This is a genomic window from Viridibacillus arenosi, from assembly GCF_001955655.1.
GTDB classification, from domain to species: Bacteria; Bacillota; Bacilli; order Bacillales_A; family Planococcaceae; genus Viridibacillus; species Viridibacillus arenosi.
The window spans coordinates 450,172-470,894 of the sequence record NZ_MSPW01000001.1 but is presented as its reverse complement, the minus strand read 5'-3'; the positions used below and the strand labels follow the sequence as shown (position 1 = coordinate 470,894).

At 35.4% G+C, this 20,723-nt stretch carries 24 protein-coding genes; 20 read left to right on the top strand and 4 right to left on the bottom strand.

Annotated features, from left to right (window positions below; genetic code table 11):
* Window positions 1-558: 558 nt before the first annotated feature.
* The 8 genes from cotE (at window position 559) to BK137_RS02265 (ending at window position 10,037) form a co-directional block, all read left to right on the top strand.
* Window positions 559-1,146, top strand: coding sequence for an outer spore coat protein CotE (gene cotE, locus BK137_RS02300; RefSeq protein ID WP_038184325.1), 588 nt, complete (start codon window positions 559-561; stop codon window positions 1,144-1,146).
* A 130-nt stretch (window positions 1,147-1,276) separates the two neighbouring features.
* Window positions 1,277-3,907, top strand: coding sequence for a DNA mismatch repair protein MutS (mutS, locus tag BK137_RS02295; RefSeq protein WP_038184327.1), 2,631 nt, complete (start codon window positions 1,277-1,279; stop codon window positions 3,905-3,907).
* Between the two features lie 12 nt (window positions 3,908-3,919).
* A complete protein-coding gene (gene mutL, locus BK137_RS02290) occupies window positions 3,920-5,818 on the top strand; it encodes a DNA mismatch repair endonuclease MutL (RefSeq protein WP_038184330.1) in 1,899 nt (632 codons plus the stop codon).
* Between the two features lie 28 nt (window positions 5,819-5,846).
* Window positions 5,847-7,505, top strand: a complete 1,659-nt coding sequence (locus BK137_RS02285; RefSeq protein ID WP_038184340.1) for a glycerol-3-phosphate dehydrogenase/oxidase — start codon at window positions 5,847-5,849, stop codon at window positions 7,503-7,505.
* On the top strand, window positions 7,498-8,418 hold the full coding sequence (locus BK137_RS02280) for an alpha/beta fold hydrolase (RefSeq protein ID WP_038184343.1): 921 nt from the start codon (window positions 7,498-7,500) through the stop codon (window positions 8,416-8,418). Before BK137_RS02285 ends, BK137_RS02280 begins: the two co-directional genes overlap by 8 nt.
* Window positions 8,415-9,329 (top strand): tRNA (adenosine(37)-N6)-dimethylallyltransferase MiaA, encoded by a 915-nt coding sequence (miaA, locus tag BK137_RS02275; protein WP_081730073.1) that lies wholly within the window; start codon window positions 8,415-8,417, stop codon window positions 9,327-9,329. The genes BK137_RS02280 and miaA overlap by 4 nt, the downstream gene beginning before the upstream one ends.
* Window positions 9,330-9,407: 78 nt before the next feature.
* A complete protein-coding gene (gene hfq / locus BK137_RS02270) occupies window positions 9,408-9,638 on the top strand; it encodes an RNA chaperone Hfq (RefSeq protein ID WP_038184348.1) in 231 nt (76 codons plus the stop codon).
* A 99-nt stretch (window positions 9,639-9,737) separates the two neighbouring features.
* Window positions 9,738-10,037: a rhodanese-like domain-containing protein gene (locus BK137_RS02265; protein WP_038184461.1), complete on the top strand. Its 300-nt coding sequence runs from the start codon at window positions 9,738-9,740 to the stop codon at window positions 10,035-10,037.
* A 39-nt stretch (window positions 10,038-10,076) separates the two neighbouring features.
* Here BK137_RS02265 and BK137_RS02260 read toward each other — a convergent pair whose 3' ends face one another.
* Window positions 10,077-10,694: a trimeric intracellular cation channel family protein gene (locus tag BK137_RS02260; protein ID WP_038184358.1), complete on the bottom strand. Its 618-nt coding sequence runs from the start codon at window positions 10,692-10,694 to the stop codon at window positions 10,077-10,079.
* Between the two features lie 139 nt (window positions 10,695-10,833).
* Between BK137_RS02260 and BK137_RS02255 the strand changes: the two genes are divergently transcribed.
* From BK137_RS02255 to glnA, 3 genes are all read left to right on the top strand, one after another.
* A complete protein-coding gene (locus BK137_RS02255) occupies window positions 10,834-12,084 on the top strand; it encodes a methionine gamma-lyase family protein (RefSeq protein ID WP_038184362.1) in 1,251 nt (416 codons plus the stop codon).
* Between the two features lie 175 nt (window positions 12,085-12,259).
* A complete protein-coding gene (locus tag BK137_RS02250; protein ID WP_038184365.1) occupies window positions 12,260-12,643 on the top strand; it encodes a MerR family transcriptional regulator in 384 nt (127 codons plus the stop codon).
* Window positions 12,644-12,688: 45 nt separating this feature from the next.
* On the top strand, window positions 12,689-14,023 hold the full coding sequence (gene glnA / locus BK137_RS02245) for a type I glutamate--ammonia ligase (RefSeq protein WP_038184368.1): 1,335 nt from the start codon (window positions 12,689-12,691) through the stop codon (window positions 14,021-14,023).
* Between the two features lie 118 nt (window positions 14,024-14,141).
* On the opposite strand, the gene BK137_RS02240 is transcribed toward glnA, so the two are convergent.
* Window positions 14,142-14,888, bottom strand: a complete 747-nt coding sequence (locus BK137_RS02240) for a tyrosine-type recombinase/integrase (RefSeq protein ID WP_051448686.1) — start codon at window positions 14,886-14,888, stop codon at window positions 14,142-14,144.
* Here BK137_RS02240 and BK137_RS22785 point away from each other — a divergent pair.
* Complete coding sequence (locus BK137_RS22785) at window positions 14,816-15,148, top strand: DUF5776 domain-containing protein (protein ID WP_268746465.1); 333 nt, start codon at window positions 14,816-14,818, stop codon at window positions 15,146-15,148. The genes BK137_RS02240 and BK137_RS22785 overlap by 73 nt on opposite strands.
* Before the next feature lie 122 nt (window positions 15,149-15,270).
* On the opposite strand, the gene BK137_RS02230 is transcribed toward BK137_RS22785, so the two are convergent.
* Complete coding sequence (locus tag BK137_RS02230; protein ID WP_038184376.1) at window positions 15,271-15,732, bottom strand: hypothetical protein; 462 nt, start codon at window positions 15,730-15,732, stop codon at window positions 15,271-15,273.
* A gap of 332 nt (window positions 15,733-16,064) precedes the next feature.
* Here BK137_RS02230 and BK137_RS02225 point away from each other — a divergent pair, with 332 nt between their 5' ends.
* Genes BK137_RS02225 through BK137_RS22175 form a run of 3 tightly spaced genes read left to right on the top strand, consistent with a single transcriptional unit; the run spans window position 16,065 to window position 16,579 of the window.
* Window positions 16,065-16,244 carry a hypothetical protein gene (locus tag BK137_RS02225; protein ID WP_038184378.1) on the top strand — a complete coding sequence of 60 codons (180 nt, stop codon included), beginning with the start codon at window positions 16,065-16,067 and terminating at the stop codon, window positions 16,242-16,244.
* Window positions 16,231-16,401 carry a hypothetical protein gene (locus BK137_RS22180; RefSeq protein WP_155981180.1) on the top strand — a complete coding sequence of 57 codons (171 nt, stop codon included), beginning with the start codon at window positions 16,231-16,233 and terminating at the stop codon, window positions 16,399-16,401. Before BK137_RS02225 ends, BK137_RS22180 begins: the two co-directional genes overlap by 14 nt.
* A gap of 37 nt (window positions 16,402-16,438) precedes the next feature.
* The gene (locus tag BK137_RS22175; RefSeq protein ID WP_155981181.1) at window positions 16,439-16,579 is read left to right on the top strand and encodes a hypothetical protein; all 141 of its coding nucleotides are present in this window, start codon (window positions 16,439-16,441) and stop codon (window positions 16,577-16,579) included.
* Between the two features lie 26 nt (window positions 16,580-16,605).
* Here BK137_RS22175 and BK137_RS02220 read toward each other — a convergent pair whose 3' ends face one another.
* Window positions 16,606-17,166 carry an Abi-alpha family protein gene (locus tag BK137_RS02220; protein ID WP_162148711.1) on the bottom strand — a complete coding sequence of 187 codons (561 nt, stop codon included), beginning with the start codon at window positions 17,164-17,166 and terminating at the stop codon, window positions 16,606-16,608.
* Between the two features lie 64 nt (window positions 17,167-17,230).
* On the opposite strand from BK137_RS02220, the gene BK137_RS02215 reads away from it, so the two are divergent.
* The 5 genes from BK137_RS02215 to BK137_RS02195 all read left to right on the top strand — a co-directional run bounded on the left by BK137_RS02215 (window position 17,231) and on the right by BK137_RS02195 (window position 20,623).
* Entirely contained in the window at window positions 17,231-17,497 is a 267-nt protein-coding gene (locus tag BK137_RS02215; protein ID WP_038184382.1) for a hypothetical protein, read from the top strand.
* Window positions 17,498-17,607: 110 nt separating this feature from the next.
* Complete coding sequence (locus tag BK137_RS02210) at window positions 17,608-17,844, top strand: hypothetical protein (protein ID WP_038184385.1); 237 nt, start codon at window positions 17,608-17,610, stop codon at window positions 17,842-17,844.
* A 264-nt stretch (window positions 17,845-18,108) separates the two neighbouring features.
* On the top strand, window positions 18,109-18,579 hold the full coding sequence (locus BK137_RS02205) for a peptide-methionine (S)-S-oxide reductase (protein WP_038184388.1): 471 nt from the start codon (window positions 18,109-18,111) through the stop codon (window positions 18,577-18,579).
* A gap of 276 nt (window positions 18,580-18,855) precedes the next feature.
* Entirely contained in the window at window positions 18,856-19,773 is a 918-nt protein-coding gene (locus BK137_RS02200) for a serine hydrolase domain-containing protein (protein ID WP_051448688.1), read from the top strand.
* Window positions 19,774-20,083: 310 nt separating this feature from the next.
* On the top strand, window positions 20,084-20,623 hold the full coding sequence (locus BK137_RS02195) for a hypothetical protein (protein ID WP_053418064.1): 540 nt from the start codon (window positions 20,084-20,086) through the stop codon (window positions 20,621-20,623).
* The last annotated feature ends 100 nt before the right edge of the window (window positions 20,624-20,723 follow it).

Sequence of the window (20,723 nt, the reverse complement as noted above, 5' to 3'; positions counted from 1 at the left end):
CTGAAAGCAATGTTGGAGAAGCGAATTATCTTTCCTCATTTAACTTACTTGGTATGGAATGGTTCTTGTCTAGAACAGGATGATGGGAAGTTTAAGTAAGTGAATTAGGCTTTGTGGCGAATTTTCTACATTAAGTACAGTGAAAATAAACGCGGATGGCCAAAGAAATTAAAGATAATTATTACGATGGGTCATACGAAGCAGTTGGACTAAGTTTGATAATGCGTACTATGTATCCTATTTCAATGCCTTACCGGTTACTAATGAGCGTTTAATGTAGTCGCTACTGATGAAATAGGATAAAATCTAATTGATTTTTACCCTGGAATTTATAAACAGAAGGTATTAGATGCGGATATAACATTAATTCCGCAATTAACGTATATTACGGTCACCCTATATGTTTAGCATTCAAAGTACCGGAAAAATTACAGACTACTGTGTAGCCAAAGAAAGAACGGCTATTCAGTAGTTTTTTTATTTTTAAAAATTAATCTAATCACCCAATAGGCACATGGCGCATAAGATGAAATTAAGAGAAGCAAAGGAGGAATCGCACTGAAACAGTTGCGTCAAATTGTCACAAAGGCGGTCGTCGCGAAGGGTAAAAAAAGAACAGAAGTATGTGAAAATTTAAGACCACCGAATCAACCATCAAGTATATTAGGGTGCTGGGTAATCAACCATACGCATACAGCGAAAAAACATGGTAATTTTGTAGAAGTATCAGGCAAATTTGATGTCAATGTTTGGTACGCTTATCATAATCATTCAAAAACAGCAGTATACTCTGAGACGGTACTGTATAGAGACCGTATCAAACTACATTATAGAGATAACGAAACAACTGGTAAAGAAGAGGTTCATGTCAAGGTGATTCAACACCCGAACTGTACAGAAGCTATTATTACGCCTTGCGGTGAGCAATTCCAAGTCACAATTGAGCGGGAATTGCTTGCAGAAGTTGTAGGTGAGACAACAATTTGTATCTCAGTACATCCATTAGATTTTGAAGAAGAGTGGGATTTCGAAGATGAAAGCTCATCATCAAGCTCATCATCAAGCTCATCGTCAAGTTCATCATCAAGTTCATCATCGAGCTCTTCATCATCAGGTCCATCATTTGAATCTTCATCATTTCATTAAACATTTTAAAGCCGGAGGCGACGCCGGCTTATTTTTTTTTGAGTAAAGTCTCTAAAAGGTATGAAACGCATTTCAATACTTATTTTGTTATAATAGAAATAAGATTTAGCTACACAAGAGAGGTTTTAAAATGACAACGTATACACCAATGATTCAACAATATCTACAAGTGAAAGCAGATTATCAAGATGCTTTTTTATTTTTTAGATTAGGTGATTTTTATGAAATGTTCTTTGATGATGCTATAAAAGCTTCTCAAATTCTAGAAATTACATTAACGAGCCGAGATGCCGGGATGAAAGAACGCATTCCCATGTGTGGTGTCCCTCATCATTCCGCTAAAAATTATATCGAAACACTAGTTCAAAAAGGTTTTAAAGTAGCAGTTTGTGAACAAACAGAAGATGTCAAACAAGCAAAAGGTGTCGTAAAACGTGAAGTTGTTCGGTTGATTACACCTGGGACAATTATGGAAGGCAAAGCGTTGGATGGAAAAACAAATCACTTCATCGCAGCTGCTGAGCAAATAAACCCTATAGAATATGCTTTTTGTTATTTAGATTTATCAACTGGTGAGGCAACTGTTACTTATGTCGAAGGCGATGGTCTGGTCTTATTACAACAACTCCAATCATTTGGTATTCGAGAAATGGTTGTTTCAGAGCAATTATTTGCAGAGCTGACTGAACAGGCAGAAGCATTATCCATTGTCTTATCAATTGAAGAAGAGGTAATGGATGAAGTTAAAAGTACACAGTATTTAGAAGAGGCACCAAGTAATTTGCATGGTGCTGGACGAAAGCTTCTGCACTATATTGAACGTACTCAAATGCGCTCACTTTCTCATATTCAACCATTCCAATACAATGAAAACAAAAATTATCTAAATATAGATACAAACTCAAAACGTAATTTAGAACTCATTCAATCACTACGTGGTGGGGACCAAAAAGGAACACTATTATGGTTACTAGACGAAACTGTTACTGCAATGGGTGGTCGAAAATTAAAACAGTGGTTACATCAACCGTTAGCAAACCGTCAACATATTGAAAATCGCTTGAGCATCGTTACAGATTTGTTGGAAGAATATTTTGTTCGAGCAGAATTACAGGAATTATTCAAACAAGTGTATGACTTAGAACGCCTAGCAGGGCGTGTTGCATTTGGAAGTGTTGGGGGACGTGATTTAGCCCAATTAAGAGAATCATTACGTCAAGTGCCTGTCATTCAAGAGCAACTACTAAACTCTTCAAAAGCAAATCTACAAAATTTAGGGAAAGCACTTGATTTATGTAGTGATGTAGAAAGTTATTTAAGTCATGCGATTACAGATCACCCACCAATCTCTATTAAAGAGGGCGATGTTATCCGCGGTGGCTATAATGCGAAATTAGACGAGCTTCGTTATGCCTCTCGCAACGGTAAAGACTGGATTGCAGCACTTGAACAACAAGAGCGTGAAAAAACAGGAATTAAGAATTTGAAAATTGGTTATAACCGAGTGTTTGGATATTACATCGAAATCACGAAATCGTATATCCATTTAGCTGATTTAGAAAGATATGAACGTAAACAGACGCTAGCTAATGCAGAGCGTTACATTACAGATGAACTAAAGGAAAAAGAAGCTATCATACTAAATGCTGAAGAAGAAAGTTTGGCGCTCGAATATACTTTATTTACTCAAATTCGTGAAGAATTAAAGCAATATATCCCGAGATTACAAGGACTTGCTTCTGCTATCAGTGAATTAGATGTCTACGTAGGTTTTGCAACTGTTACGGAAAAGTATCGTTTCACAAAACCGGTCTTCCATGAAGGTCGTTCACTTAAAATTGTTAATGGTCGTCATCCGGTTGTCGAGAAAATGATGAATCAGCAATTATATGTGCCAAATGATTGTATATTGACTGATGATCGAAATATGATGCTAATTACAGGACCGAATATGTCTGGTAAAAGTACGTATATGAGACAAGTGGCGCTTATTACAATTCTTGCACAAATGGGCTGCTATGTACCAGCAGATGAAGCGGAATTACCAATAACGGATCAAATTTTCACACGTATTGGTGCAGCAGATGATTTAGCAGCAGGACAAAGTACATTTATGGTAGAGATGTTGGAATCACAACATGCCATTACAAATGCTACCGAGAAGAGCTTATTGCTCTTTGATGAAATTGGTCGTGGTACATCAACTTATGATGGTATGGCATTAGCACAATCTATGATGGAGTTTATCCACAATAAAATAGGCGCTAATACATTATTCTCTACTCATTATCATGAATTAACGGATTTAGAAAATGACTTAAATCGCTTGCAAAATGTCCATGTATCAGCAATGGAACAAGATGGGAAGGTGGTCTTTTTACACAAAGTTAAAAAAGGCCCGGCAGATAAAAGTTACGGTATTCATGTAGCAGAGTTAGCAGAATTACCGGCTGAAATTATTTCTAGAGCGCGCATTTTATTGGAAGAATTTGAGGCAACTAATGCAGTCTCAGCTGCAACGGTTACAAAAGCAGAATCAGCACTTAATGTTAAAGATGAACAAGTAGACATTATGAAGGACGAATCAGCACAACTTTCTCTATTTGCAGAAGAAGAGCCGAAAGAAGTAATTCAATTAGCTGTTTCTAAATTAGAACAAGAAGTACTTGAGCAAATTCGATCAGTAAATGTATCTGGCACAACGCCGATGGATGCATTGCAACTTGTTTACGCATTGCAACAATCTTTAATAAAAAAGTAGGAGGTGCAACAGATGGGTCATATTCATATAATGGATGAATTTCTGTCCAATAAAATCGCAGCAGGTGAAGTAGTCGAGCGACCTTCATCTGTTGTGAAAGAACTAGTCGAAAATGCCATTGATGCAGGAAGCACCTCGATTGAGGTAATTTTAGAAGAAGCCGGACTAACTTCCATTCAAGTAATTGATAATGGTAGTGGGATGGACGAAGCTGATGCACTGAAATCTTTTCAACGACATGCTACAAGTAAGATTGAAAATGAACATGATTTATTCCGTATTCGTACACTAGGTTTTCGCGGAGAGGCATTAGCCAGTATCGCTTCAGTATCAAAAATTACCCTGGTCACATCAAACGGGCAAGTGGGTATTGAAGTGCAACTGGAAGGTGGTCATGTTATTGACAAAAAACCAGCGCCATTACGTAAAGGGACGGATATGAAGGTATCCCAACTTTTTTATAATACACCAGCACGATTGAAATACATGAAGACGATTCAAACTGAATTAGGTCACACAATTGATTTGATGAATCGATTGGCTCTTTGTTACCCAGATATCGCATTCAAATTACGTCACCATGACCATATATTATTACAAACGAATGGACGTGGTGATTTACGCCAAGTATTAGCGGCAATTTATGGTATTGCCAATGCGAAAAAAATGGTGCAATTTGAAGGCGAATCACTAGATTATAAAATTTCAGGGTTTGCAACAATACCTGAAATTACAAGAGCATCTAAAAATTACATGTCTATTTTCGTTAATGGTCGATGGGTGCGTCATTTTACTGTACAAAAAGCAATGATTGATGCATATCATACATTCTTACCGATTGGTCGTTTTCCGATTTCAGTTATTAACATTGAAGGCGATCCATTTTTAACAGATGTTAATGTACATCCGTCAAAGCAACAAATTCGTTTAAGCAAAGAAGCAGAATTAATGGACTTAATTGAAAAAACTTTGCATAAGGTAATTCGTCAGTCAATGCAAGCACCTGAAATTGCAGAAAAGAAGAAAAAAGTTCCGCAAACCGGGGAGCAAATTAATTTTTGGAAATCGATGAATTATAATAACACGAGTATGCCTCAATTTAATGAAAAAACTAAGCAAGAAGAAGGTTCAACTCTTTATTCAGAACCATTTCCACAAGATGATTTAAATTCATCACCCAATTCAGGTTTTGTAAAGGAAGCAACATGGGAACAAGTAAATAGTACACACGATTTGTCGGAATCAGAATTGTCTGCAGAGCAAGCTAAAAACGATGAAGATTATAAAATGCCACTAGAAGAAGTTGACGAGCAAGAAACGAAAGAACCATTTCCTGAACTTGAAGTTGTAGGTCAAATTCATGGGACGTATATTGTCGCACAAAGTGAGGATGGTTTTTATTTAATTGACCAGCATGCTGCACAAGAACGAATTAAATATGAGTTTTTCAAAGAAAAAGTAGGAGAGGTCGATCCAAATGAACGACAAACACTACTATTTCCGCTAACATTCCATTATTCTGCTGATGAAGCATTAGTGTTAAGAGAAAATATGGCCTATTTAATAGATGTAGGTGTTATTCTTGAGGAATTTGGCACAAACTCATTTGTAGTTAGAGAACATCCCGCTTGGTTCCCAAAAGATTTTGAAGAGGAAATCATTGAAGAATTAATTGAACAGGTGCTACGTGAACGTAAAACGGATATACGAAAATTACGTGAAGACGCAGCTATAATGATGAGCTGTAAACGTTCGATTAAAGCAAATCACTACTTAAATACTCAACAAATGGAAGTCTTAATACAAGACTTAAAAAAAATGGTCAATCCGTTTACATGCCCACATGGAAGACCTGTAATCGTCCATTTTAAAACGTATGAAATTGAAAAAATGTTTAAGCGAGTTATGTGATTTTTACGAAATAAAGGAGGAAGATAATATGTTTTCATCTGCACAACGTGAAAGTTTTATTGAAACACTGGATGCTTATTCTTTTGATGTGTTGGTAATTGGTGGTGGCATTACAGGTGCAGGAATTGCGCTAGATGCTGTTTCTAGAGGATTATCTGTTGCCCTAATTGATATGCAGGATTTTGCTGCTGGTACTTCTAGTCGCTCAACTAAGCTAGTACATGGTGGTTTGCGTTATTTAAAACAACTACAAGTAGGTGTTGTTGCTGAAGTTGGAAAGGAACGTGCCATCGTTTATGAGAATGGGGTACATATTACAACTCCGCAATGGATGCTACTTCCATTTTACAAAGGAGGATCATTTGGACCTTATTCAACTTCATTAGGCTTAAAAGTGTATGATAAATTAGCTCAAGTTAACAAATCAGAACGACGTAAAATGCTAAATGCAAAAGAGACTTTACAAAAAGAACCTTTACTCAAAAAAGAAGGATTATTGGGTGGGGGATATTATGTAGAATACCGCACTGATGATGCACGTTTAACGATTGAGGTTATTAAGAAAGCTGTTGAACTTGGTGCTGTTTGCTTAAATTATGTAAAAGCAGAAGAATTTAATTATGAAAACGGGAAAATTACAGGAGTTGTCGTTCACGATCAAATTTCATCTCGCACTTGGACAATTCAATCGAATTCAGTAGTAAATGCTACAGGACCGTGGGTAGATGAAGTACGTAAAAAAGATCAAATTAGTAATAATAAACAATTACGTCTCACTAAAGGTGTACATATCGTGATTGATCAATCTCGTTTCCCACTTCAACAATCTGTTTACTTTGATACACCTGATGGCCGTATGGTCTTTGCAATACCTCGAGATGGAAAAACGTATGTCGGTACCACTGATACATTTTACGAAGAAAATCCCATAAATCCAGTTGCAACTGATGAAGATATTACTTATTTAATAGATACAATTCACTATATTTTCCCGGATGTCCAAATTACTCAAAAAGACGTAGAATCGAGCTGGGCTGGAGTTCGTCCACTTATTTTCAAAGAGGGTAAAGATCCTTCAGAAATTTCTCGTAAAGACGAGATTTGGGAATCTCCGAGTGGATTGTTGACAATTGCAGGTGGGAAATTAACAGGTTATCGTAAAATGGCTGAAAATATAGTCGACAAGATAGTAGAAAAAAAACAATTTAAAAAGTCTGGACCTTGTGTTACAGAGCATTTGTCCCTTTCAGGATCTAAAGGTATAAATCCTATAAATTTTGGCCCTTATGTAAAAAATAAAACATATGAAGGAACGAAATTAGGTTTAACTAAAGAAGAGGCGAATATGCTCGTATCTAAATACGGTACGAATATACAAGCCATATTCAACATTATTCATACGCTGAAAGTCAATAATTCAATTGAGGATTTACCGATTGCTATACATGCGCAGCTACTATATGCTATTCAATACGAATTGGCACAAACACCAACAGATTTTTTTGTTCGCCGTTCAAGTCGATTATTATTTGATATAGATAGTGTCTATAATCATAAGGAAGCAGTAATAAAATTAATGAAAAAATACTTGTCCTATTCAACAGCACAGGAAGAGCAATATCGCTTGGAATTAGACCAAGTTCTATTCGAAGCGTCGCATTTTGCTAAAGAGGGAATTTATGAATAAAAATACACATTTAGTTAAAGTCTCAGATGGTCACCTTATTTCGGTGACTGTCTATTTCCCTAGTGAAGAGCCGAAAGGACATATTCACATTCTTCATGGTATGGCAGAGCATAGTGCAAGATATGAAGATTTTGCAAAATTCCTCATAGGCAATGGTTATGTTGCTTCTATGCACGATCATCGTGGTCATGGGCAAACAGCGTCTGTAAACGAGTCACCTAAAGGTTTTTTTGCTGAACAGCAAGGCTTTGAGCGAGTTGTGTTAGATGTACATGAAGTGCTTGACTTCGTTCGGGCTGATCAACATTTACCTCCTGTTATTTTATTTGGTCATAGCATGGGTTCGTTTATAGCACGACGTTATACAGAGCTTTACAGTGATACTCTATCCAAAGCAATTTTCTGCGGAACAGGTGCTGCAAGTGTGACACATCAAGCTGGCCATGTACTTGCTAAAAGTCTTGCTAAATTACAAGGGAAAACGAAGGAAAGTCCATTATTAGATAAATTGTCATTCGGAAATTTCAATCGTGCATTTTCAAATACCCAAACTGATTTTGATTGGTTATCATCTGATTCAACTGAAGTTGCTAAATATATTGCAGATGAAGATTGTGGATTTTTAGCGACTAATCAGTTTTATGTTGATTTAACTGGTGGTATTCTAACTTTATCGAAGGAAGAGGAAATAAATGGAATTCGAAAAGATTTACCTATCCTTTTAATAAGTGGTGCAGATGATCCTGTTGGTAGTTTTAGTAAAGGTATTTGGAAGGTGGCAAAAAGTTATCAAAGTTGTGGTTTAACAAATGTTACCGTACAGTTATTTGAAGAAAAACGACATGAAATATTAAATGAAGTAAATCGACAAGAGGTTTATAACAAAATCATATGGTGGTTAGAAAAAGAATGAGACAACAAGATTTAGAGGTAATCGCCATTGTTGGTCCTACAGCTTCAGGCAAAACTGCTTTAAGTATAGAGCTAGCAAAAAGATTAAATGGAGAGATTATAAATGGTGACTCCATGCAGATTTATAAAGAATTGAATATTGGAACAGCTAAGATAACAGAAACAGAAATGGAAGGTATACCACATCATCTTCTAAGTATTAAAGAGCCTTCAGAATCTTTTTCAGTTGCTGAATATCAGCAACTCGTGCGTGAACGTATAGACTTTATTCGTGCGAAAGGAAAATTCCCAATCATAGTTGGCGGCACTGGTCTATATATTCAAGCTGTACTTTTTGACTACCGCTTTACAGATGAAAAAGTTGATGAAGCTGCGAGAGAAGCCTATTATAAAGAACTTAGTGAAATTGGACCTGAGGCAATGCATGCAAAATTAGTAGCGCTTGACCCTAAAACTGCTGAAACGATTCATCCAAATAATACTCGTCGAGTAATCAGAGCACTTGAGATGATTCAGCATGGTGGTGTAGCCAAATCTTCTGATGAGCAAAATCAAGGTGATAAACCACTTTATAACCATATTATCATTGGATTAAATATGGACCGTGAGCTGTTGTATGAAAGAATAAATAAGCGTGTTGATATAATGATGGAACAAGGACTGCTAGCTGAAGTAGAAGCACTTTGGCAAAAGGATATTCGAGGTGTACAATCGGTACAAGCTATTGGATATAAGGAACTTTATGCATATTTTGATGGTAAACAATCACTAGAGAATGCGATAGAGCAGTTAAAACAAAATTCAAGACGATATGCAAAACGTCAATTAACTTATTTCCGTAATAAAATGGACGTTAAATGGTTCGATAGTTTGGATGGCACAGAAAAAATAATCAGAGAAATGTTGGAATAATAAAGGGTTTTTCGTAAATGAAATCGAATACATGGTATTGAGGAGATTTATTTAAAACAGAAGAGGGAGTGGCTTTGCATGAAATCTATTAACTTACAAGATGCGTTTCTAAATCAAATGCGTAAAAATGGGGTTTTCGTTACCGTTTTTTTGCTAAATGGTTTTCAACTAAAAGGTCTTATTAAATCTTATGATAATTTCACGGTACTACTGGAATCTGATGGGAAACAGCATTTGATTTATAAACATGCCATTTCGACATTCGCCCCTTCAAAATCCATTAATATCTCACAAGATAACGAAGAGTAAAATGAATTCGGCTAGTATAAAGACTAGCCGAATTTTTTATTTCTAGCTATACTTATAGAGATATTTGATATGTTTAATTTATAATGGAGGATTATAATGATGAAAACTATTACAACAACTGAACTTTTAGAAAAAGTTGACGCAAATGAAGATTTATTCTTAGTAGACGTTCGTGAAGATGAGGAAGTAGCAAATGGTATAATCCCAGGGGCTATCCATATACCACTTGGTTCACTACCTGAAAGAATTGATGAATTAGATAAAACAAAACCTTATATTTTCATCTGTCATGCAGGTGGGCGTAGCGGTAGCGCGTGCTCTTATCTGTCTGGTTTAGGATATGATGTTACGAATATGGAAGGTGGCATGCTCGCTTGGGAAGGTGAGTTGGAATTTTAAGGTAATAAAAAAGACGAATCGTAAATTGATTCGTCTTTTTTATTTGACTGAATTTTGTCCCCCTAATGATTTAAAGGGTAATCGCCAATGTTTCATGTATGATAATACACGAAGAGCGGTCATACTAACGAATAATATGTATAACCATAAATCTTGTTTAAAGATGCCTAGGCCAACAACTATACCGGCAACTGCTGCCCAAACGGCATATACTTCCTCGCGTAAAACAAGAGGCTTACGACCGGCTAGTACATCCCGGATAATACCGCCGCCAGAACCAGTTAATACCGCAGCTACAATAGCAGCGCTAACGGGCAAATCTAACTTTACAGCAAAAAGTGCTCCTTGAATCGCAAATGCTGATAGGCCGATAGCATCAAAGAAATTGCCCCATTTATGCCAATGTTCCAATAACTTTTGCGGGAAAATAAAAACGATAGTAATAGATATAAGTGCAATTTGAAACATCATATCTTGTTCCCAAAGAGCAGAGACAGGAACACCTATTAGTGAGTTTCGAATGGCTCCACCACCAAATGCAGTCACAATCCCGAGTAAATAAACACCAAACAAATCATATTCTTCTTCCATTGCCACAATTGCTCCAGATACAGCAAAGGCAATTGTACCGACAATACTTAATACATCCCACGCCATAATAAATCCTCAACTTTCTCATAACGTCCTTGAATTGTACCAAATATAGTGATAATTACAAGTTTTACTGATTGAGTGATTGACTCTTAAGTTGTTATTGGTAAGATAGTAATGGAAAAATAAAAAGGGAGCCGAAAAAATGACGTATTCTACAACAATTAGTAATGAATTATTAATAAAAGCAAAAGAAATTGAAGCACAAGTTAAACCGTACCATGATCACGTCGATGAAGTGGCTTTCTTCAATCAACAAAAAGTTTTAGCAGCTTTTCGTAATCATCAAGTAAGTGATTTTCATCTACACCCATCAAATGGCTATGGCTATGATGATGAGGGACGCGACAATTTAGAACGCGTTTATGCAGAAGTGTTTGGTGCAGAAGCTTGTATCGTTCGTCCGCAAATTATATCTGGCACACATGCCATTACTCTAAGCCTCTTTGGTGTATTGCGTCCTGGAGACGAACTTATGTATATTACAGGGCAACCATACGACACGTTACAATCAATTGTTGATGGTGGTGACAAAGATACAGGTTCATTAAAAGACTTTAATATTAGCTATCAACATATTGACTTAGAGAATGATAAAGATGTTAACTGGGATGCAGTAACAAAAGCAGTATCTGAAAAAACAAAAGTAATCGCAATTCAACGTTCAAAAGGCTACGCATCACGACCTTCCTTCACAGTAGAACAAATCGCTGACATGATTAACACAATTCGTGAAATTCAACCATCAGCTATTATATTCGTGGATAACTGTTACGGTGAATTTGTTCAAGAAATTGAACCAACAGATGTTGGAGCAGATTTAATGGCTGGCTCATTGATAAAAAATCCGGGTGGTGGCTTAGCTAAAATAGGTGGCTACATTGCTGGACGTGCAGATTTAGTTGAACAATGTGCATTCCGTATGACTTCCCCAGGAATAGGTGCTGAAGCTGGACCGACTTTAAATGCTTTAGCAGACTTTTATCAAGGTTTCTTCTTAGCGCCACATGTTGTTGCGCAAGCTTTAAAAGGTGCGATATTCACATCTGCAATGCTTGAATCAATTGGCATGACGACTTCGCCACATTATTCGGCATCAAGAACTGATTTAATCCAATCTGTATCATTCAAAACGGCAGATCAAATGATTGCGTTTTGCCAAGCTATTCAAGCGAGTTCCCCAATAAACGCTCATTTTGCACCTCAACCAGCCTATATGCCTGGTTATGAAGATGATGTCATTATGGCAGCTGGAACATTTGTACAAGGTGCAAGCATTGAACTATCAGCGGATGGACCAATTCGTCCACCATACACTGCGTATATTCAAGGTGGTTTAACTTATGAACATGTTAAGTATGCAGCTTTAAGTGCTGTACAAAAATTAAAAAAATAATTTACTGAAAATAGTGTGAAAAAACACATAACTAAAACAATGAAAAAGCTTTGAAAACCAGACGGCTCTAAGCTTTTTTCTTTATATAATAGTTCGTGTTAACTTATATAACATGGTATTGACAGAAAATCTAACATGATGTATTATTTGAATTGTAAAGGGGAAGGTGAATGATATGAGTCGTGAAATACGAAGATCAATGCCATTACTTCCAATTAGTATAGTCATGCAACTGACAGACTTAACGGCTCGTCAGATTCGATATTATGAAGAACATAATTTAATCGAACCTGCAAGAACAGAAGGCAATCGTCGGATGTTCTCCTTAAATGATGTCGATTCATTGCTAGAAATTAAAGACTTGTTGGAGCAGGGTATTAATATGGCAGGTATCAAAAAAGTATTTGCTTTAAAAAATGAACCAGCAATCGCGAATTTAGGTAAAAAAGACATTACGGATGCAGATTTACGTCGCATTCTAAGAGAAGAGATGCAGCAAGCACAACGTCTTCAAAAAACATCTATCCGTCAAGGGGATTTATCACGTTTCTTTCAATAAGAAACTGAGTATAATATAAAATTTATTACATGGAGAGTGAATCGAGTGGGGAAATTTACAAAAGAAGATATTAAGAAATTAGTAGCTGAAAAAGAAGTAAAGTTTATCCGTTTACAATTTACTGACATTTTAGGGACGATTAAAAATGTTGAAATTCCTGTAAGTCAATTAGATAAAGCATTAGATAACAAAATGATGTTCGATGGTTCTTCTATTGAAGGTTTCGTTCGTATTGAAGAATCAGATATGTACTTATATCCTGACCTAAGTACTTTCATGGTATTCCCATGGACTACTGGTAAAGGCACAGTATGTCGCTTCATCTGTGACGTATATAATTCTAATGGTACTCCATTCGCAGGTGACCCACGTAACAATCTACGTCGTATCTTAGGACGCATGGAAAAAATGGGTTTCACAAGCTTCAACTTAGGACCTGAGCCAGAATTCTTCTTATTCAAATTAGATGAAAAAGGCGAACCTACTTTAGAATTAAATGACCACGGTGGCTACTTCGACTTAGCGCCAACAGACCTTGGTGAAAATTGTCGTCGAGATATCGTATTAGAACTTGAAGAAATGGGATTTGAAATCGAAGCTTCTCACCACGAAGTTGCTCCAGGACAACATGAAATTGACTTCAAATACGCTGATGCAATTACTGCATGTGATAACATCCAAACATTCAAATTGGTTGTTAAAACAATTGCTCGTAAACACGGCTTACATGCGACATTCATGCCAAAACCAATCTTCGGTTTAAGTGGTTCAGGTATGCACTGTAACGTTTCTCTATTTAACGGAAAACAAAACATGTTCTTTGATGAACAAGCTGAAATGCAATTGTCTGAAACAGCTATGCAATTTATGGCTGGTGTTTTAAAACATGTTGAAGGTTTTACAGCAGTAACAAACCCTACAGTAAATTCTTACAAACGTTTAGTACCAGGATACGAAGCACCATGCTACATTGCTTGGTCAGGACAAAATCGCTCACCACTAGTACGTATTCCAGCTTCTCGTGGCTTATCAACTCGTATTGAAGTTCGCTCAGTTGACCCAGCTGCTAATCCGTACTTAGCTATGGCTGTTATTTTAGAATCAGGGTTAAATGGTATAGAACAACAATTAACACCACCACCAGCAGTAGATCGTAACATCTATGTGATGAGTGCAGAAGAACGTGAGGAAGCTGGTATCGGTAACTTACCAGTAAACCTTGATGACGCACTACAAGCATTAGCGAAAGATAAAGTAATTCAAGAAGCACTAGGAACTCATATTTATGAAAACTTCCGTGAAGCAAAAGAAATTGAGTTTGATATGTTCCGCACACAAGTTCACCAATGGGAACGTGACCAATACTTGAAAATGTATTAATAGTTAAACCCGTTGAGGCTCTAAGCTTCAACGGGTTTTTTATTTACCACGATTCATACTCCCGTGGTAACACATTTGAAAAGTTACCACATTTTTACCACGAAATTTTTACGATATATCATTTCACTGATTTTTTCTGCATGTATTCATCGAATTTCTCAATTGATTTATTTTCCATTTTCCTGGTAACGTGAGAATAAATATCTGATGTAATTTGGATTGATCCATGACCTAAACGTTCCTGTACTTCTTTCATTGGGACTTCAGCTTCTAGCAGCATAACTGCATGGGTATGTCTGGTAGAATGAATTGGTAGTAATTCATGATTAATATGTTCCATTGCAGACTTGTAAGCATTGTATAGTGTGGATTTAGGGAAGGGTGTACCATCGTCACGTCCAAATACAAAATTGTTATCCTTATTATACAGAGTTCCTATTAGCTGTCGTTTCTCCATGCGATACTTTACATACGTTTTCAGCTTCTTCATATATTCCTCACGCATCACAATCGTACGCTCGGATGCTGAAGTTTTTACGCCATCCATCTTCTTTTCAGCTTTTGTAGCATTGTAGTTATATGAATCGTTAATACGGATGGTATTTTCTGTCCAATTTATATCATCTAACTCCAAACCAGAACATTCGCCCTTACGCATACCACTTTCAAATAATGCTTCAAAGTAAATACCGAGCCCGAAGCTACGCTCATAAAGAAATTCTAAAACATCTGGTATAAGTTCTGGCTGAAGAAACTTTAAGCGTTTGACAGTCTTTTGTGTGATTTTTGCATGTGCTGCAGGATTTTTCGTTGCGAAATTTTTATCAACTTTATGAGTTAGGATACAAAAAGAAAGAAATAACAACCGCAAAAGCTTCTAAGCCTGTAAGTAAGCCAAACAACACTGAAGAATACTATAAGAAAGGAAAAGGTTTGTACAGCATTAAAAAACCATGTACCGCATATGACGGAGTAGTATTCGGTAAATCAAAAAAGGTACAGGCTTTAAAAGTAAATGAGAAGTATACAATTGTCGATATTGTTAAGACTGGTAATGCGTATCGTTTAAAGACAAAGAGCGGTATGTACATCACAGCAAAGAAGGAATATGTAGAAAAAGTGTAATTCGTTCCACATTTGATAGTTGATTTTTGTCTAATGATAATTTGAAAATTTAGCAAAACAAATGGCAGATACAAAAATACTAGTATCTGCCAAATGATGAATTACTTAGATTTTTCTATATATCAATTAACAAAGTTTTTTAATAATATATACTTTTCTTCTAATAGTTTATAGCTTGAGTTCTTTTGTACGTCACTTTCAACCGCTACCATACTATCAAGATAGTGTTTTAGCTCTTTTGTATAAGATTGAATGAATTCAATTAGGTCATATTTATACTCCCATTCAATGTCATTCGATAATTCATCAAAATTGATAATATATAAATTTCTTCCACTCTTTGTGAAACTATAAACAGATGCATTACCAAATGGATCGAGAGTTTGTTTTTTTTCTGTCTGATATAGTCTTATTAGTACACTACTAAATTCAATCAAAATCGTACTATGCATAGTTGTTGAAAAGAGTAAGGTTTCCTTTTTTTCATCATAGTGGAAAACTTCTAAGTAACTATCTAAATAAACTGCATAATTATTACCTTTTAATATTGAAACCTCATCTTCAATTTTAAATTTGATTTGCATCGTAATTCGCTCCTTTATTTAACCTAACCCTAAGAAACATGGTATCTCAAGTATGACTACTGTAGTTACTAAGGATAATATAATAAAAACGTCCTATCCAACAGCCGGCACTTCAGTAAAGAGAAGTATACACCTTTGTTCCGTCTTCATGTCAGTTGCGTATGGATCTTATAAACATATTGGAGGGATTGGAGAATGAGTGAGAAACGCAGTTAAGTAAATGTGGTCATTTAAGTGTTAATACTTCTCGCTACAAAAGGAATTACTAAACGTCAATTGGAGAAAATAGATGTGAATTAACTAAACGATTCAATCTATTAGGAGTGTAGCATATGACATATGAAGAGCACGAATTTATTATTGCCCAACAAGATGAATATTTCACAAGTATGGAACGCAAGTTTGAAAACGGACAGTTATCGAATGAACAATTTGCAAAATTATCGTTGAAAATAGCTGAATGGACACAGCGTCTAATTGGATTGGAGGTATTGGAAGATGAGCGAGATTGAAAAAGTAGTAAATCATATTGCAATAGTTATTGGCATCATTAAACGTTTTGGTTATACGGCAGCACTCGACCAACAATTTGAATCACATTTAAACACAATCATGAGCCATACAGGGCTTTGTAGAGATAAGGCAACAGATTTTATGCCATTGAAGTAGCTGGACGGTTAAATATCCAGGGTAAGGAGCTTGTGCCATGATGGATGAAATTAATTGGATTACTGTAATAGTTAGTGTAATCATTTCAACTATTACAGCCATAGTTATCGCAAAATTATTGTTAGATAAAATGCGCTTAGAATTAGAAAAAAGTGACGATAAGTTTTTAATTCAATAAATATTATAAAAAAACCCATCGATATTCTAAATAAATTTTAAACAAGTTGTAAGGAAATTAATCCCAAAATGGGTGATTTGAATTATTCCAGGTTTTATAATAGCTGTAGCTTCAGGATTCTTCGGTGAATAATCTTGAGGTAGTGGACGAAATTCTTCTGTTTTGAAAAGCGACATATTTTGCGCATCCAATGATGATAAATTCTTTATTATTTCCACGAATGAATGATGAGCGTAATTTGATTTACTGCTATCTATTGAAGAGGAAACTAATTTAGCAAACATACTTCTTAGACTATCTTCCTCGAAATAATACTGTGAAGCTTCTAAAGCAGGGCCCACAATACTTAAAGGCGGTTCAATTAAATTTTCTTCAAGAATAGCGGATATTTCTTGTACTAATTCATTTATATAAGATTCTAAAAATGCTTCATGCTTTGCACGTTTTTGGTCTGAAAATAATTGTAATCTTCCAAAAGCAAGATACCAAATATCGATTAGTGTTTTAATAGGTTCGCTACCTCCCTTAGTGGCGAAACTAGTAATTAAAGTAGTACCAATTGCAGTACCAATAGTAATTGGATCCAAAAAGATACGGGACAAGTTTCAGAAAGATTCAATAAAAATAAAAATAAATTTAGAGGTGTAGCGATTGGGAGAAAAACAATTTCGAGATGATATGATTGCTGAAGTTAATCTATATGAAGATGCATTATACTTTGTAAGTGATGGACAATTAAAACCAGTTGATCATCTCCAACAGGGTTCGGAAAACAGGAGATTAGCTGACAGAATGGGAAACCTACTCATAGTGAGATTAAGTATACTCAAAGGTTTTAATTTTGATTTATACAAAAATGATATTGATCACCTCTATGTTTTTCTTAGAGGTGATTTTTTTGTTGGATATTTATGTTAAAATCACTATAAAGATTGTGAAGAAATGTGCTTAAACTAAGGGGTAGTTTAGTAGAAGAAAGAATTTGTTTAAAAATAAATTGTACCGGTAATTAAAAGGAGATAGGTTCAATGGGTAGAAATGTGAAATTACTTTATTGTATTTTAGGAAGTGCTGTACTTGCTTTATTAAATAGTCCTATACTTGGTTACGCTAAACTTGGAATGTTCCCTGGAGGTTATGGAGGACATGTAATTGGACATTTGTTAGTTCTAATTGCAGATATATTGTCTTTGGTTGGATTTTTACTTTTAATAATCTTTTCTTTTATCTTAATAATAAATAATATTAATTTAAAGAAAAACTAAATATTTTGAAGTCTAATATTCAACTGACAGGTGATTAAGTAGAAGAAGGACTTTGAGCTGTTCAGACAGCTCTTTTTTTATTCAACTAACAGGGCAGATTAGTTGAACAGTGTTATTTAACTTGTATTCAACAATCGGGCCATAATGTGGAATAATAAAATTTGTCATTAATTTAATGTGTAGTAGACTTAGTAACTACAGTTTTTTCCTTCTATTTACTAGGAATGAATTTTTTTGATTTTTTAAACAAAGAGGAGAGTCAATATGGAAGTAGTATATTTTGCAGGTGGATGTTTATGGGGAGTACAAGCTTTTATAAAAACTTTACCTGGAGTTAAGTTTACAGAAGCAGGAAGAGCTAATGGAACAAGTCATACACTTGAGGGTGAGTATGATGGATACGCCGAATGTGTAAAAACAGGATTTGATCCGACAGTTGTAACAATCAGGGAATTAATGGGGTATTTATTTGAAATCATTGATCCATACAGTTTGAATAAACAAGGACAGGATGTTGGCGAGAAATACAGAACAGGAGTATATAGTGAAAAGCCTGAACACTTAAAAGGGGCGAAGGCGTTTCTTAGTGAGAGAAATGATTATGACCTTATAGTTGTTGAAGTATTACCTCTTATAAACTATATGAGAAGTGCAGAAGAACATCAAGATAGGTTAGCTAGATGTCCAAATGATTATTGTCATATTCCAGAAGAAATATTAAGTAGGTATAAGTAAGGGAGAATATTAAAAGATGGTTTATGGGATCGGGGAACAGAACTGTTTAATCATTTTCAACGATCGGGCCCGATTGTTGAAGAAGCATTTCTTTTCTTATTGAACTAACGGGGCAGGTTAGTTGAAGAGTGTTATTTAACTTGTGTTCAACAATCGGGCTATTTAATTGAATAACACCTTTGATAAAATTAATGAATTTATGTTAAAATTTAGGTTAAATTATAAACTGATGTACATAAACTAATGACGCAATTTAGTGGAGGAGGGATTATATGTATGAGTGAAATATCTTTTAATGAGTTAGAGAAGAAAGTGAAGAAGATTAAAATTGAAGGTTTTGTCATTTATAAAGGAAATACACGGATCTTTGAATATTTAAAGAATAAAAAAGTCGTAGAAAATCCGACAAAGGTTTATTCCATTACAAAGAGTATTGTGTCTATATTAATTGGAATTATGGTCGATAAAGGGCTAATAAAAAACATTCATGAACCTATTTATAACTACTTTCCGGAAATATTAGAGTTCAATGACCCAATGAAGGAGGAAATCACATTATTTCATTTGCTGACTATGACTTCGGGGTTACAAGTAGGAAAATTCCAAAGTTCAAAAAACTGGGTTAAATTCATACTAGAACAACCAGTTATAGATAGACCAGGTTCAACCTTTGAATATAATAGTGGAAACTCTCATTTACTAAGCGCGATCATCCAAAAAGTTTCTGGAGGTTCTACCGCCTCATTTGCTGAAGAATTTCTATTCCATCCATTAGGGATAAAAAAATACATATGGGTAAAGGACCCGCAAGGAATTCACGAGGGTGGCTTTAGTATTTCATTAAATTTAGAGGACATGGTGAAGTTTGGATTTTTATTACTAAACGAAGGGCAATGTAAATCAAATCAAGTGGTTTCATCTAACTGGATCCACGAGGCAAAAAAACCATATAAACAATTTGAAGCAGAAGAAGACAGAACAGCTGGATATGGTTATCAGCTATGGACTTGTGAAATTACTAATAGTAACACCAAAATTGAATATTACTATGCGAATGGCTTATACGGACAATATATATTTATTGTTCCGAAGTTAAATATTATGGCTGTGGCAAAAAGTTATCTACAAGATGACCAGTCCTCTGCGCCGAAACTCTTTTTCGAAGAACTTTTACGTAGTTGGAAGGATGAATGAGACATTTAAACAAATGAAAAGGGGTTTTTCTCCTCTTCCGAGATCATAAAAGTATCTTGTAAAAAGGAGAAATCACTATCTTGATATTCAACAATCGGGCGCGATTGTTGAATATGCGTCTCTTTTTTCTTCTTCAACTAATGGGTGCTATAGTAGAAGATCGTTGAGCTGTTCAGACATTTCTTTTTTTACTGAGCTAACGGGGCAGGTTCTTTTTTTACTGAGCTAACGGGGCAGGTTAGTTGAAGAGTATTGTTGAATTGTTATAGGTAAACAGATAATTGTGTGCGTTATACAAGGGGGTTTTGAGGTGAATGTAATTGCGTGGCTGATCGTTGCTTGTGAAATAGGGTTTTGGGTTATTATCGCTTTAGGTCTATTCACACGATATATTCTAAAAAGAAATAAATTAGGATTATTTTTCCTAGCTTTAACACCTGTTATTGATTTAATTTTATTAGTTGCCACGGGTATTGACTTGTATCGTGGTGCGACTGCTACCCAAGTGCATGCAATTTCTGCTGTATATATTGGAATCTCAATCGCATTCGGTAGGAGCATGATTGAATGGGCTGATATACGTTTTCAATATTATGTGATGAAACAAGGAGCGAAACCATTTAAGAGATTTGGCATCGATTATGCGAAACATTATTTTAAAAGCTGGGGACAACATGTGCTTGCTTTTCTAATAGGTGCCGGGGTTTTATTCACCTTAATCTATTTAATTAACGATTCAGCTCGAACAGAAGTGTTGGCTGGATTTTTGAAAATATGGACACTTGTGTTAGGTATCGATTTTTTGATTGCCATAAGCAATTTTATTTGGCCGAAAAGGGCAAAGGGATAACAATATTATAATACCGAAATCGGGCGCGATTGTTTAAAAAGCGTCGCTGTTCTAATTCAACTAACGGGTGCTTTACTTCAATAAGGAGTAGAGCCTTTTT

Coding starts and splice junctions, on each gene's coding strand:
- mutS (WP_038184327.1), top strand. CDS start 1,277: ATGACAACGTATACACCAATGATTCAACAATATCTACAAGTGAAAGCA.
- mutL (WP_038184330.1), top strand. CDS start 3,920: ATGGGTCATATTCATATAATGGATGAATTTCTGTCCAATAAAATCGCA.
- BK137_RS02285 (WP_038184340.1), top strand. CDS start 5,847: ATGTTTTCATCTGCACAACGTGAAAGTTTTATTGAAACACTGGATGCT.
- BK137_RS02280 (WP_038184343.1), top strand. CDS start 7,498: ATGAATAAAAATACACATTTAGTTAAAGTCTCAGATGGTCACCTTATT.
- miaA (WP_081730073.1), top strand. CDS start 8,415: ATGAGACAACAAGATTTAGAGGTAATCGCCATTGTTGGTCCTACAGCT.
- hfq (WP_038184348.1), top strand. CDS start 9,408: ATGAAATCTATTAACTTACAAGATGCGTTTCTAAATCAAATGCGTAAA.
- BK137_RS02265 (WP_038184461.1), top strand. CDS start 9,738: ATGAAAACTATTACAACAACTGAACTTTTAGAAAAAGTTGACGCAAAT.
- BK137_RS02260 (WP_038184358.1), bottom strand. CDS start 10,694: ATGGCGTGGGATGTATTAAGTATTGTCGGTACAATTGCCTTTGCTGTA.
- BK137_RS02255 (WP_038184362.1), top strand. CDS start 10,834: ATGACGTATTCTACAACAATTAGTAATGAATTATTAATAAAAGCAAAA.
- BK137_RS02250 (WP_038184365.1), top strand. CDS start 12,260: ATGAGTCGTGAAATACGAAGATCAATGCCATTACTTCCAATTAGTATA.
- BK137_RS02230 (WP_038184376.1), bottom strand. CDS start 15,732: ATGCAAATCAAATTTAAAATTGAAGATGAGGTTTCAATATTAAAAGGT.
- BK137_RS02225 (WP_038184378.1), top strand. CDS start 16,065: ATGACATATGAAGAGCACGAATTTATTATTGCCCAACAAGATGAATAT.
- BK137_RS22180 (WP_155981180.1), top strand. CDS start 16,231: ATGAGCGAGATTGAAAAAGTAGTAAATCATATTGCAATAGTTATTGGC.
- BK137_RS22175 (WP_155981181.1), top strand. CDS start 16,439: ATGATGGATGAAATTAATTGGATTACTGTAATAGTTAGTGTAATCATT.
- BK137_RS02210 (WP_038184385.1), top strand. CDS start 17,608: ATGGGTAGAAATGTGAAATTACTTTATTGTATTTTAGGAAGTGCTGTA.
- BK137_RS02205 (WP_038184388.1), top strand. CDS start 18,109: ATGGAAGTAGTATATTTTGCAGGTGGATGTTTATGGGGAGTACAAGCT.
- BK137_RS02200 (WP_051448688.1), top strand. CDS start 18,856: ATGAGTGAAATATCTTTTAATGAGTTAGAGAAGAAAGTGAAGAAGATT.